Origin of the sequence: Labrenzia sp. VG12 (assembly GCF_002237595.1) — a bacterium.
Classification (GTDB): Bacteria; Pseudomonadota; Alphaproteobacteria; order Rhizobiales; family Stappiaceae; genus Roseibium.
Map to the genome: position 1 here is coordinate 1,533,107 of NZ_CP022529.1, position 12,238 is coordinate 1,545,344.

At 58.3% G+C, this 12,238-nt stretch carries 10 protein-coding genes and 1 tRNA gene; 6 read left to right on the top strand and 5 right to left on the bottom strand.

The window, feature by feature from the left end; all coding sequences use genetic code 11:
* Positions 1-242: 242 nt before the first annotated feature.
* A tRNA-Leu gene (locus CHH27_RS07025) sits at positions 243-327 on the bottom strand.
* Positions 328-1,188: 861 nt separating this feature from the next.
* On the opposite strand from CHH27_RS07025, the gene CHH27_RS07030 reads away from it, so the two are divergent.
* Together CHH27_RS07030 and CHH27_RS07035 are read left to right on the top strand one after the other, a co-directional pair.
* Positions 1,189-2,430, top strand: a complete 1,242-nt coding sequence (locus tag CHH27_RS07030) for an SUMF1/EgtB/PvdO family nonheme iron enzyme (protein ID WP_157738759.1) — start codon at positions 1,189-1,191, stop codon at positions 2,428-2,430.
* A gap of 22 nt (positions 2,431-2,452) precedes the next feature.
* Positions 2,453-3,559, top strand: coding sequence for a LysM peptidoglycan-binding domain-containing protein (locus tag CHH27_RS07035; RefSeq protein ID WP_094070962.1), 1,107 nt, complete (start codon positions 2,453-2,455; stop codon positions 3,557-3,559).
* Positions 3,560-3,580: 21 nt separating this feature from the next.
* On the opposite strand, the gene CHH27_RS07040 is transcribed toward CHH27_RS07035, so the two are convergent.
* Positions 3,581-5,119 carry an NAD(P)H-hydrate dehydratase gene (locus CHH27_RS07040; protein WP_208988644.1) on the bottom strand — a complete coding sequence of 513 codons (1,539 nt, stop codon included), beginning with the start codon at positions 5,117-5,119 and terminating at the stop codon, positions 3,581-3,583.
* 360 nt (positions 5,120-5,479) lie between these two features.
* Between CHH27_RS07040 and CHH27_RS07045 the strand changes: the two genes are divergently transcribed.
* Together CHH27_RS07045 and glnA are read left to right on the top strand one after the other, a co-directional pair.
* Complete coding sequence (locus CHH27_RS07045; RefSeq protein WP_094074571.1) at positions 5,480-5,818, top strand: P-II family nitrogen regulator; 339 nt, start codon at positions 5,480-5,482, stop codon at positions 5,816-5,818.
* Positions 5,819-5,946: 128 nt separating this feature from the next.
* On the top strand, positions 5,947-7,356 hold the full coding sequence (gene glnA, locus CHH27_RS07050; RefSeq protein ID WP_094074570.1) for a type I glutamate--ammonia ligase: 1,410 nt from the start codon (positions 5,947-5,949) through the stop codon (positions 7,354-7,356).
* A gap of 63 nt (positions 7,357-7,419) precedes the next feature.
* On the opposite strand, the gene CHH27_RS07055 is transcribed toward glnA, so the two are convergent.
* Together CHH27_RS07055 and CHH27_RS07060 are read right to left on the bottom strand one after the other, a co-directional pair.
* Complete coding sequence (locus CHH27_RS07055; protein WP_198338368.1) at positions 7,420-9,777, bottom strand: patatin-like phospholipase family protein; 2,358 nt, start codon at positions 9,775-9,777, stop codon at positions 7,420-7,422.
* Between the two features lie 119 nt (positions 9,778-9,896).
* Complete coding sequence (locus CHH27_RS07060; protein WP_094070963.1) at positions 9,897-10,943, bottom strand: P1 family peptidase; 1,047 nt, start codon at positions 10,941-10,943, stop codon at positions 9,897-9,899.
* Positions 10,944-11,192: 249 nt separating this feature from the next.
* On the opposite strand from CHH27_RS07060, the gene CHH27_RS07065 reads away from it, so the two are divergent.
* On the top strand, positions 11,193-11,456 hold the full coding sequence (locus CHH27_RS07065) for a hypothetical protein (protein ID WP_094070964.1): 264 nt from the start codon (positions 11,193-11,195) through the stop codon (positions 11,454-11,456).
* 81 nt (positions 11,457-11,537) lie between these two features.
* On the opposite strand, the gene CHH27_RS07070 is transcribed toward CHH27_RS07065, so the two are convergent.
* The gene (locus CHH27_RS07070) at positions 11,538-11,807 is read right to left on the bottom strand and encodes a tyrosyl-tRNA synthetase (protein WP_094070965.1); all 270 of its coding nucleotides are present in this window, start codon (positions 11,805-11,807) and stop codon (positions 11,538-11,540) included.
* Positions 11,808-11,967: 160 nt separating this feature from the next.
* Here CHH27_RS07070 and CHH27_RS07075 point away from each other — a divergent pair, with 160 nt between their 5' ends.
* Entirely contained in the window at positions 11,968-12,171 is a 204-nt protein-coding gene (locus CHH27_RS07075) for a hypothetical protein (RefSeq protein WP_094070966.1), read from the top strand.
* Positions 12,172-12,238: the final 67 nt, after the last annotated feature.

A 12,238-nucleotide genomic window follows, 5' to 3' on the forward strand; every position in this document is an offset into this window, starting at 1 on the left:
GCTGCCAGTTAAGATTGTGTTTGACCGTCGCTTATAACTCTTCTTGGCCAAGCGTTGAACGCTTTAGAAGCCGTTTAAGTTCGCGCGACTCCAGAAGCTCTTTTTGGCCCGATTGAAAGCCATAGAACAGATCCGCGCTCAAGCAGCCCGAAAGGCGGTAGCGCCAACAAGAATGGTGCAGGTCAGCGGAGCGAACCAATACCGCGCTCAAGTAGCGCGAAGCGCGATAGCGCAAATAAAGATGGTGCGGATGGAGGGACTTGAACCCCCACGCCTTGCGGCACCAGAACCTAAATCTGGCGTGTCTACCAATTTCACCACATCCGCATCGCAAGGCTTTGGGCGCCCTGCGTTTGAAGCGGGGCCTCTATAGCACCACTGATTTTCCCGTCAAAGGAAAAAGCGGCGAGGCCTCGTGGCCCCTGCCCGACTTCTCCACAGCAGTCCGATCACCCCAGATCACATGATCCGCTGATCTTTTCAGATGGCAGCAACGAGAGAAGCACTTAAAGCAGTCTCTTCCTCTTCAGCGTTTTCAGGGCCGGCGGCTTCAATCATAGATTTCACACGTGAAATAGAGTCCGGTCACAAGCTCTTTGAAAAACCAATCAAAGACCAATGACAGCGCGCCACTCGACTTTGCGCAGAAGAAAAAAATACACGCACCTTTGTATATTTCGGATCCCAAAAAGCATTAACAGGAGGAGAAAAAATAATGAACGCTGCCTCAGGTTTTATGTTTTTCAAGTGACAGAAGTCACATGGAATCCACCAAGTCATACCTTAATTTCTCTGCGCCCAATTCGAAGTAGTCCTTCATTTGGACTCAATACAAATCGAATTTGTCACATTTCCGCCTTAAATCGACCCTAAGCACCGCTAAAATACGAATGATAAAAATATCAATGTATTTACACTTCCTCCACCGCACCTTCCGTTGAGCAATCTGGGTTTAGTCGTTGCATGTCGGACAGATCCACTTCCGCCAATTCGGGTTCGCTTGACCCAGGCCACACACAGGACGCGCCGTCTGACGCTGACAGGCCCGACCTGCAAAAATGGCTGGCCAAAAACGATTCTGCCGACACAGAAGAGCACACACTTTCGGCTACATCACGCAAAGGCGCCGGCAGCCGCAAACAGCCGCGGATCAGATGGACGGACGACGAAGACGATGAATTCTCGGACATGCCGGAGGTCTTCCTCAGACAGGATGCGCCCGCACTGTCCTCTCATGGCAGCCTGACCAGAAAATACATCGTCGGTGCGCTCGCTCTGTCCGCACTGCTCGGGACCGGAGCCTTCCTCTACAACCGGTCTGCCGGAGATATTGGGGACAAGTTCATCGCTTATTCTCAGTCCTTGTTCGCCGATGCATCGCCCGGATCGGCGGCACCTCCGGCCGACAATGACGCTTCGACGACTTCGTCAACCGTGCGGCCTGACCTTTCCCCCGAACTGCAAACAAAGGCCCGGGCCGCCCTGAAGGAAGCAATCAACGCCCGACAGGGCGGCGTGCAGCAGACGCCAGCCTCAACTCCATCGACCGAACCAACAGCAATAAACACGGCCAGTCCGTCCACAAAGCTGCAAAAGACACCGGCAGCAAAAGCCGAGACGTCACCAGATGCTTCTCCGCCCCCACCGGCCGTTTCAAGCACAAGCCCTTCGGCCAGCGAGCATGCCGCGGCACCGATCCTCCCGGCAGTGACCAGCACGAGTACCGAGACACGGGAGGCACCAGCAACGTTGCCGACACCGGCTCCACGCCTGCCGGTTTTCGTCTCCGTTCAAGGGGGTATTTATGCGCTGACGGCACCGCAGGAGGGTGTTGCCGCGGCCTCCACACTCACGGAGGTGGAACTCAAGCCCTTTCAGATTGCCCGCACAGAAGTCAGCAGACGCGACTGGCTTGCCTGCGCGGAAGATGGTGCCTGTGACAAGGACGGATTTCCGGACCGCTATTTCGATGAAACCAGCCTCGATTTACCGGCCACATCCGTGACGCTGCAGCAGATCAACACCTATATCGACTGGCTGAACAGCTGGAACGACGACGCCGACAAACCTCTCCGCCTGCCGAGCGAAGCCGAATGGGTGGTGGCCGCCAGGGGTGGAACACGTCACGCCGTTGCCTTTGCCTGGGGCGACCGCTTCGACGCAACAAGGCTGGAAAAGAGGCACGACCTGGTGCCGGTCTCCGATGCACCGGTTTTCAACGGACTTGCCGGGATCCTGGACAATGCAGAAGAACGTGTCTCCGATTGCTGGGGCGCGCAACTGGCCTCCGGCGGCTGTTTCCGCAATCTCGGCGTGGTACGCGGCGCCCCCTTGGGAAATCTCTCGCAGGAGACCGCCCGCCTCACCCACAGAAGCAGCAGAGCCACCACGGCGCCCTATTCAACGGTGGGGTTCCGCCTCGCCCGCTGAAGACCTTCCAAGGAGAAAAAAGATGATCCGCCTTCCCGTGTTCCTGGCGATGCTCGGCCTCGCCATTCCGCTGGCCGCGGCCGCTCCCGCCGCCGCAACCACCTGTACAAGCCGGGTCGTCGACCATACCGTCGCGTCGGGCGACACGCTGTCACGCATCGCCAAGGCGGCCTATGGGGAGGAAGGTCATTGGCCGCGCATTTTCGAACACCCGGGGAACGCGTCCGCCATCGGCAACAATCCAAACGTGCTGACGATCGGCACGGTCTTGAAACTGCCGCCCTGCCCTGGCTCCGTGACGGTCGCGCCCGACGAAACCGCTGTTCCGGATCCTGAGATTGTCGCCGAAACGCAGGACGACGCCCTTTTGCCCTCGATCATCTACATCGTCACCGGAGACGATTGGGCGCCTTATGTTTCCAAGGACTGGCCCAAGGGCGGCATGGCAACCCTGATCGTGAAGGCCGCTTTTGAGGAAGCAGGCTTGGGGGATCGCATCCGTGTTCATCACATCAACGACTGGAACGCCCAGATCAAGGAACTGGTGCCTGCAAACCGGTACCAGCTGACCTTCGGCTGGGCGATGCCGGACATGGGGTTCTGGAAGACCTGCAACCGACTTCCGGCCGACATGCAGGTCCGCTGCAGCTATGACAAGTCGAAGCCCATCCTCACGACGACCCTCGGCTTCTTCCGCGAAATCGGCCGCTCCGATCTGGCGGAAATGACATTTGAAGATCTGAAAACCGCACGCCTGTGCCGTCCGACCGGCTGGTCCACCTTTGAGCTGGTTGAAAACGGACTGTCGCCGGACAACTGGGTCGGAACGGACTCGCCCGCCGCCTGTTTCAATCTGCTGATGCAAGGGGAAGTGGATTTTGTCGTGCTCAACCGGTTTACCGGCATTGCGACGGCAACGGAAATGGGCATCCGTCAAAATGTCGAAATGGCCCCCTTCACGGTGCCGCACCGCATCTACCTGCTTGCGCACAAGGACAATCCGCTCAACACGACCGGCTATCTCGACGCCTTCAACCTCGGCCTTCAGCGCATTGTCGACAATGGCAAGTACGGCCAGATCTCGTCCTTCTTCAATGACGAGTTCGCCCGCCGGGCCGGCGGCAAGTAAAAAGGGAAAGGATACCGGCCGTCAGCGCTCACTGGTGGCCGGCTCCATCAAGCGCCGGATGGGCGCTTTCAGCGCAGCCGGCAGATCTTCCGAGATGAGACCCGGGCCGGCTTCACATCCGGCAGCACCATGCAGCCAGACTGCCTGACAGCCAGCCTCAAACCCTTCCACGGACCGGGCCAACAGCCCGGCGGCAATACCGGCAAGCACATCACCGGATCCCGCCGTTGCCAGCCACGGCGGCGCATTCCGGTTGATCGCGGCGCGGCCATCAGGCGCGGCAATAACGGTGTCGGGTCCTTTAAGAACAACCACAGAGCCGGATCGCGCCGATGCCGCCCGCGCCCGCTGCAGTTTGCCGCCTTCAAGATCCGGAAACAGCCGGACAAACTCACCTTCATGCGGTGTCAGGATGACCGGGCTAGTGCGCTGCCCGATCTCTCGGAACAACATCTCGGGCGCCTCCGCGAAACTGGTAAGGGCGTCTGCATCCAGCACGGTCGCTCTGTCCGTCTTCAAAATCTCCAGGACCGAATGGCGCGTTCTTTCGCCAACGCCGTGAGCCGGACCGATCAGGGCAGCGTTAAGGCGCTTGTCCTCAAGAAAGCGGGGAATGGCCTCCGGACCTGCCAGCTTTTTCAGCATCACGGCCGTCAGGTGACAGGCATTGACCATCAGCGCATTGGGGGGCGACGCCAGAGTGACGAGCCCGGCGCCCGCTCTCAGCGCCGCTTCTGCGGCAAGACGAGCGGCGCCCGTCGCCGAAGGCGCCCCGCCAAACACCACGGCATGCCCCTTTGTGTATTTGTGATCCACGACCGATGGCACGGGGAAGGCATCCTGCCAAAGGTCTGGCGTGTTGGCGAAAGCGACCGGCCGGATCCCGTCCAGCACCTCGTCCCGAATGCCGATATCTGCCACTGTCAGCTTGCCGCAGAGCGCACGCCCGGGATAAAGCAGGTGCCCCGGCTTCGGCCTGAAAAAGGTAACGGTTTCCCGCGCGGCCACCGCAGTGCCGAGAGCGGCGCCGTCCGCGCCGTTGACGCCGGAGGGAAGATCAACGGCAACAACTGGTTTTCCGGCTTGATTGACGGCTGCAATCAAGTCCGCAATTGCACCAGACAGGGGTCTGTCGAGCCCGGCACCAAACAAAGCATCAACAACAACATCTGCTCTTGAGAGCGCGCGCGACAGATCGTCAGTGAGCGCCTCGCCCTGATGCGCTGGAGCATCTGGCAGGCCCATGCGTTGAAAAGCTGTCAGCGCGTCCCCCTTGAGCACGCTGGCCGGCTTCACAAGACGGACATCCACCTGAAAACCACGCGCTGACAGGCACCGGGCGGCAATGAAGCCGTCGCCGCCATTGTTGCCGGGCCCGCAGAGCAGCAGGATGTTGCCCCCGTCCGGTGCAAGATTTGCGGTGACCCGCGCGACGGCCTGCCCTGCCCGTTCCATGAGCACAATGCCCGGCACTCCGGCAGCAATCGTGCGCCGGTCGGCTTCGGCCATTTCGTCCGGTGTGAGCAAAGCCGCACGTTTCCAGGTCTTCGATGAGTTCATGTGACGGTTTCTCCTGCTCGAAGCTGCAAGGTGACCGTGATCGTCAAACTTGTCGAGTTTGGAAGATCTGATGCGCAAGTGACCACAAATTCTGCCTATTTTTTGTTCTGTTTGATTATATTTTATGCACCCCAAGGTGTCTGCGCGCCCATATGCATTGACCGGCCCGTGAGTTCTGCCACTTTTTGCGGCGGATTTCCCGGCTTCGCATTTTTTTCAACATCACGACCAACGGTTGGCACACATCGTGCTTTAAGAGGACAACGGTCCCTGCTGGGCTCGATGGGTCGCTTTGACCCATTGCACCTGGAAAAGGTCCTGCCGACAAATGGCCTTCATAGTGGAGAGAGACACAAGGTGATGAAAAAGATCGAGGCGATCATCAAACCCTTCAAACTGGACGAGGTCAAAGAGGCGCTGCAGGAGGTTGGTCTCCAGGGCATCACGGTGACCGAAGCCAAGGGGTTCGGCCGCCAGAAGGGCCACACGGAACTCTATCGCGGCGCAGAATATGTGGTCGATTTCCTGCCGAAGGTGAAAGTGGAAATCGTCCTGGGCGACGACATGGTCGAAAAGGCCGTCGAAGCCATCCGCTCCGCCGCACAGACCGGCCGGATCGGCGACGGCAAGATCTTTGTATCCAATATTGAAGAGGCGGTCCGCATCCGGACAGGCGAGTCCGGCATCGACGCCATCTGACCCACCAATCCGGCATCCGCCGGTAATCCTAATTCCGGTTCGAAAGCTCCAGAGCCAGATTTCGAGACGCTCTGTCGGACCGGAACGAAACCCAACCGTTCACACGAAAAATCAAAGGGATGGACATTATGACCACTGCCGCTGAAGTCCTGAAGGAGATTCAGGAAAAGGACGTGAAATTCGTCGATCTGCGCTTCACCGATCCGAAGGGCAAAATGCAGCACGTCACCATGGATGTTGCACTTGTCGACGAAGACATGTTCGCTGAAGGCGTTGCCTTCGACGGCTCGTCCATTGCAGGCTGGAAGGCCATCAACGAGTCCGACATGATGCTGATCCTGGATCCGGAATCCGCACACATGGATCCGTTCTTTGCCCAGTCCACCATGGCGATCTTCTGCGACGTCGTCGACCCGATCACCGGCGAAGGTTACAACCGTGACCCGCGCATGACTGCCAAAAAGGCAGAGGCCTACGTCAAGTCCGGCGGTTTCGGCGACACCATCTATGTCGGTCCGGAAGCCGAATTCTTCATGTTCGACGATGTCCGCTTCAACGCCGACCCGTACAACACCGGCTTTGTCCTGGACAGCTCCGAACTGCCGTCCAACATGGGTTCCGAGTATGAGACCGGCAACCTCGGCCACCGTCCGCGCACCAAGGGCGGCTACTTCCCGGTCCCGCCGGTCGACAGCGCACAGGACATCCGTTCCGAAATGCTGTCCGTCATGGGCGAAATGGGCGTTCCGACCGAAAAGCATCACCACGAAGTGGCTGCTGCCCAGCACGAACTCGGCATGAAATTCGACCATCTGACCCGCTGCGCCGACAACATGCAGGTCTACAAGTACGTCGTGCACCAGGTCGCTCATGCCTATGGCAAGACCTCGACCTTCATGCCGAAGCCGGTTTTCGGCGACAACGGTACCGGCATGCACTGCCACCTGTCGATCTGGAACAACGGCGAGCCGACCTTTGCCGGCAACCAGTATGCTGATCTCTCCGAGACCTGCCTCTACTTCATCGGCGGCATCCTGAAGCACGCCAAGGCCCTCAACGCCTTCACCAACCCGTCCACCAACTCCTACAAGCGTCTGGTGCCGGGCTACGAGGCTCCGGTTCTTCTGGCCTACTCCTCGCGCAACCGGTCGGCGTCCTGCCGTATTCCGTTCACCGCGTCGCCGAAAGCCAAGCGCGTTGAAGTGCGCTTCCCGGATCCGACCGCGAACCCGTACCTGTGCTTCTCCGCTCTCCTGATGGCCGGCCTCGACGGCATCAAGAACAAGATCCATCCGGGCGATGCCATGGACAAGAACCTCTACGACCTTCCGCCGGAAGAACTCGCAGAGATCCCGACTGTCTGCGGCTCCCTGCGTGAAGCCCTGGAAGCTGTTGATGCGGACCGCGAATTCCTGAAAGCCGGCGGTGTCTTCGATGACGACCAGATCGACGCTTACATCGAACTGAAGATGGAAGAAGTCGAGCGTTTCGAAATGACCCCGCACCCGGTCGAGTTCGACATGTACTACTCCGTCTAAGAGCACCGCTCCTGACAGAACGGAAAACCCCGGCCAGACGGCCGGGGTTTTTTGTTGCCCTGATCAGGCCCAGTTTATCGTGGGTGTGAAACCCAGGCAATCTTTCAGGTCGGTCTTCACCCGATCCCGGAAAACCGCCGTTCCAGCTCCTTTGAGCCCCTGAACGACACCCTTGCCGTCGAAAAGACCTCCTGCAGCGTGAAATCCAAGGGCGCGATAGACTTCGAACTGTTCCTCCGAGAAGAACTGGTCACCTGTCGACTGATGCGGAAAGTCTGGATTACGCCGCTTGTAGTCGTAGATGTAGTCGTTCTCGTCACCCGTCACCGAGGACTTGATGTAGACGAGGATACCGGTTTCCTTCTCGTCATCCGGAACCTCGTCACCGGAGTAATGAATGATCCCGATGGCACAATGCGGCCCGGCTTCGGCGTATCGTTTTTCGCTGTCATATTTCCGTGTCGCCTCGCGGATCTTGTCCCAGTTCATCTCGATCCGCACCCCCATGTCGATCCGCAGATATTGCTGAAGCTTGACGAAGGACGAGAAATTCATTGACGGGTCCGCCTCGCCATCCACGGCGAAGATCACCTTGCAGCGGCGCCTGACGAGCTCGTAGATGCCGAGATTTTCGATATGCCCGCCATCGCTTAGATAGATCTTGGCGCTGTTGGCGTTCAGATATCCGAAGACCTCCTGATAGAACCAGCGCAGTCCGTTGAGTTTTACTGAATTGACCGCATGACCTATCTGCTTGGGGTTGGGCAACCAATAGCCCAGCCGGATGTTGAGTATGGCCAGACTGAAGACCAGTGGCCGTTTGGTCTTGTTGCCCATATTCGCGGATGCGGCAGCCCCGGAAATCGCCATTGCCGTTGCAATGTCGAGATTGGGGTCCTTTTTTTGCAGCGCTTCAGTCTTGCAATACCCGGTCACCCTGCTGCCGCAATAGTGCCGACTGAAGGTGAAGAACTCCGCGTGGCGCCGACGCTGGTTGAGTTTCTTGTCGCTTTGGATGTTCAAAGCGGCGTTGATCAGGACAACAGGACTTCTGTGCCGATTTAGGTTGGTAAGGGGAAAACTGAAGAAACCCTTTTTCTTTTTGTCCTCTTCAAAATGTGCCCCGACAAATCCTTTTGCCAGCCGGTCCCGGTAGAGGAAATACAACGTGAACGCATTTGGAGGGACGCGCAGGCCGATGATGATCAGGACAAGTCCTGCCGCCAGGTAACCAAGGCCGGTTCCCAGCCACCAGCCGTGTGTAGCCTCACCGCTTTCAATTACCGCAGATGGCTTTGACGTGCAGCCATCGGCGCAAATCGGTACATTGGATGCAATGTCCGGCGTATCCGGCAATCCCCAAACGGTCAGATTCAGATAAACAATCCAGAGAAACAGCGGCACCACAAATCCGGCGACAATATAAAGCGCCTTCCCTGTCAGCCGTGAGGTGAGAGCAGTCCAGCCGCTGCCTTCCTCACCGCGCTTTACCAGCTTGTTGATCCAGCTGCCTGCGGCAGCGAACAGCGCACTGGCCCCGGCCAGGATCGACGTCAAATAGTCCTTGAACCAGATGTACGCACCGCCCTCAGCTGAAGATATCTGCCGGTACCAGTCAACGGCGGCAGGTTGAAGCTCGAGGAAGGCGACGAAAACCGGCAACAACAGTATCAGCCCGGCCCACCGCCTCCTTTTTACGCGCGACTGTGCATCGTCCTTGGATCCAATCGACGACCAGACAATCGTGACAACCGCGAGGCCAACGGCCAACAAGGCCGCATATATCGTAACGACAAAGTCGCCCGACAGGCCGAAAATGTTGCAGCTTTGCAAAAGCTCCCTGGCAGACGCCAGCCATGCGAAATCCCAGTCGTATCTTAGCAACAGGGTCAGACCGGCAAAGAGCAGGAGAAACGGCAGCACCAGCAGCGCGTTGGCGATTAAACCGATAAAGACCGCACCGATTCCGCCCAGAACGTCCGGGAAACGCCCCGCCACCAGATAATTCGAAAAGTCACGGAGCCGCCTCACGCTCAGATCTTCGTCACGGCCAAGCCGGCTCGGAAACGGAAAAGCACCGTCGTCGTCCTGGCTCAACCCGACAGCCACCGAGCTGCCGAGATACCCTCCTCCCGAAACCGTCGACAGGTAGTCGATGCGCTCAAAGATGCCGGGCTTGGCTTCCAGGGCTTGCAGCACACCAAGGCAAAAAGCAGCGGACCGGATGCCACCTCCTGACAGAGAGACACCAATCAGCCCTCGCTTGGTAGAGGGGTTTTGCTCAGACTCGTTTGTGTCCGGATTGAGGGTGGTGAATTCGACATCACCAGCCGGAAGATTTTTCGCTTCGCGACGCGCGACAACATCCTTCAGTTCACCAGAGAAGACCTCGTCAAATTGTATTGAACTTTCTTCTGCCACGGTGTTTCCCCAATAACCGCAGGGCCAGGCTGGCAAAGCCAGCACAATCAAATTTTCGACCCAAAGTTAAAAAATATGGATCAGCGTATCATAAATGGAAAAATTTTCAGCAGAAGTTGTTATTCGGCGAAGCTGCTCAACCAGTCCGCCAGGCTCGCACGCTTGCTCCGCCCTCGGCCGCGCATTGCCGGCGACGCGATCATGGCGTTCAGAACGGCCTCCTGCGTGGTTTCGGCCGAGGCCTGAAACAGCAAATCAATCTTATCCTCCCGCAGAATATCGCGCACGATGAGATCGCGTTTTTCGAAATGTTCGAGACGGGTTGCGGTGGAGAAGGCAAGCGCGATGTCGCCACTGCCATTGCCGTAGTAGGCACCAAGCCGGGCAAGTCCGGCCCCGGCCCGCCTCGCCACCCGTTTCAGCTGCCGGCTTTCGAGCGGCACATCCGTGGCCAGAACGATGATGACCGAACCGCGCTCTTCAGTTTGCCCAAAGGATTTCGGATGCGGCGTTCGGCCGTCTGGCAAGACAAGATCTCCCGGCTTGCCAAAATTCGCCAGGACCAGGGTGCCCAGCGTGAAGATGCGCCCGTCCAGTTCGAACTGGCGCGAAGCCGAACCGATACCGCCCTTGAAACCAAAAGCACTCATGCCGGTTCCGGCGCCAACGCTGCCTTGTTCAAAATCGACGCCAGCGGTCGCCAGAGCAGCCTCCGCATCCGCTTCCGTCAGGGCCATCGCCTGGATGTCGCTCAGATAGCCGTCATTGCATTCCAGAACCACCGGGTTCACCGTCCCGGTCGATCGTCCGATCTCGGGGTTTTCGGAGATTGCGCGGCGGATCAGGGAATTGACACCTGTGCCCACGCCAAAGGTGTTGGTCAACAGGATCGGCGTTTCCAGGGTACCGAGTTCCTCGACCTGGACTAGACCCGCGCTTTTGCCGAAACCATTGATGACGTCTACCGACGCAACCAGCTTTTCGCGGAACAGGTTGCCGGCGTGTGGCAGCACGGCCGTGAAGCCGGTGCGCAGGTCGCCTTCTTCAAGCGTTCTATGGCCTACCGTCACCCCTGCAACATCTGCAATCGTGTTGGCCGGCCCGGGCGTCATGGCCCCACACACGAGGTGAAAAGACCGCGACGGGGATACGGAGTTAGCTGACATGTGGGACCTGCTGGCAAGGGAATCGTTTGAACACAGCTTGGCGTCGCCTGCCCCGGCTCACAAGCGTTGTGCACCCGTCTTTCTTTTACGGAACTTGCCCCCTGAACGAGCGACGATCCCGGCGGCAGTTGAAGTTGCCAGCTCCCCTGAGACAAACCGCGATTTTGACGTTTGTCTAATCGCCTCAACAGGTCCTGGATGATATTTTCCAATGAATTGATAAAAACTTTTCCGGCAAAGCGAGTTGTCATGAAAGAATTTAACGGCGTGAGTTCAAGCCACTACATCGCTGACGAGGATATGGACTTTCACGGCATTGCCGAAGCTGGACTGACGATACGCAGGGGTGTCACCGTCAACCTTCACGGCATTCTTCAGGGCCCGGTCATTGTTGAACCCGACGCGAGCCTGACCGTATTCGGCCTGATTGAAGGCGAAATCGACGATCGGGGCGGCAAGATCGTGGTGCACGGATTGACCGACAAGGATGCCGGCGAGAACATCACGCCTTAGGCAAGCGCACGCGCTTACACAAACCGGACACGAAAAAGCCTCCCGAAGGAGGCCATTCGTTCTCAGGTTCAGGTTCTAAAATCAGTAGCAGACCCGGCGATGGGCAACGACCACATATCGACCGAAATAGGGATCCCAGCGGGTGACCGGACGATAGGTGCAGCGAACCGGGGCGTGGTATCGCGGGCGGGCCTGATTGGCGATGATGGCCCCGGCGGCCAGACCGATGATGGCGCCTGCAGCCACTGCACCGGCGCGGTTCTTGGCATGTGCCTGGGTGGGAGCCACGGCAACGGTTGCGGTTGCCAGAACGGCCACGGCGGAAACGGCGATTGCGAACTTGCGGAACATGTGGGGTCCTTTCGAAGTATCACAGCGGGTTACTCGCCGCTGATAGGAAAACCCTACGTCACATTGCCCGCATGAGCTGTGACCGCAATCACGCGGGGTCACTTTTGCGCGAATGTGTTAAACAGGACGAACCGAAGTCGTTTTTTCCGGAGAATTTTTCATGTGGGTGATCATGGCTGTTTCCGTTCAGTTGCTCGTCGGCCCGAACAGCTGGGCGGTTGCCGATCAGGGCACGTTTCAAAGTGAAGCAGACTGTGAAGCCGCCCTGTCGGAAGCCGTTCCGCGCACCCTGTCCGATGGCATGCGGCTGGCCTGGGAGCAAAGCGAATTGAAATTCGTCTGCGTAAAGGTCCGCGGCTCCTGACCCGCTCGAAACATATTCGCCAATCGATAATCCAGCTGACGATCGTACACCGCTTCAATCCGGCGAC

Bases quoted from the DNA above. Each gene is read 5' to 3' on its own strand.
- CHH27_RS07035 (WP_094070962.1), top strand. From the start codon at position 2,453: ATGATCCGCCTTCCCGTGTTCCTGGCGATGCTCGGCCTCGCCATTCCG.
- CHH27_RS07045 (WP_094074571.1), top strand. From the start codon at position 5,480: ATGAAAAAGATCGAGGCGATCATCAAACCCTTCAAACTGGACGAGGTC.
- CHH27_RS07030 (WP_157738759.1), top strand. From the start codon at position 1,189: ATGCCGGAGGTCTTCCTCAGACAGGATGCGCCCGCACTGTCCTCTCAT.
- CHH27_RS07070 (WP_094070965.1), bottom strand. From the start codon at position 11,807: ATGTTCCGCAAGTTCGCAATCGCCGTTTCCGCCGTGGCCGTTCTGGCA.
- CHH27_RS07075 (WP_094070966.1), top strand. From the start codon at position 11,968: ATGTGGGTGATCATGGCTGTTTCCGTTCAGTTGCTCGTCGGCCCGAAC.
- CHH27_RS07060 (WP_094070963.1), bottom strand. From the start codon at position 10,943: ATGTCAGCTAACTCCGTATCCCCGTCGCGGTCTTTTCACCTCGTGTGT.
- glnA (WP_094074570.1), top strand. From the start codon at position 5,947: ATGACCACTGCCGCTGAAGTCCTGAAGGAGATTCAGGAAAAGGACGTG.
- CHH27_RS07065 (WP_094070964.1), top strand. From the start codon at position 11,193: ATGAAAGAATTTAACGGCGTGAGTTCAAGCCACTACATCGCTGACGAG.
- CHH27_RS07040 (WP_208988644.1), bottom strand. From the start codon at position 5,119: ATGAACTCATCGAAGACCTGGAAACGTGCGGCTTTGCTCACACCGGAC.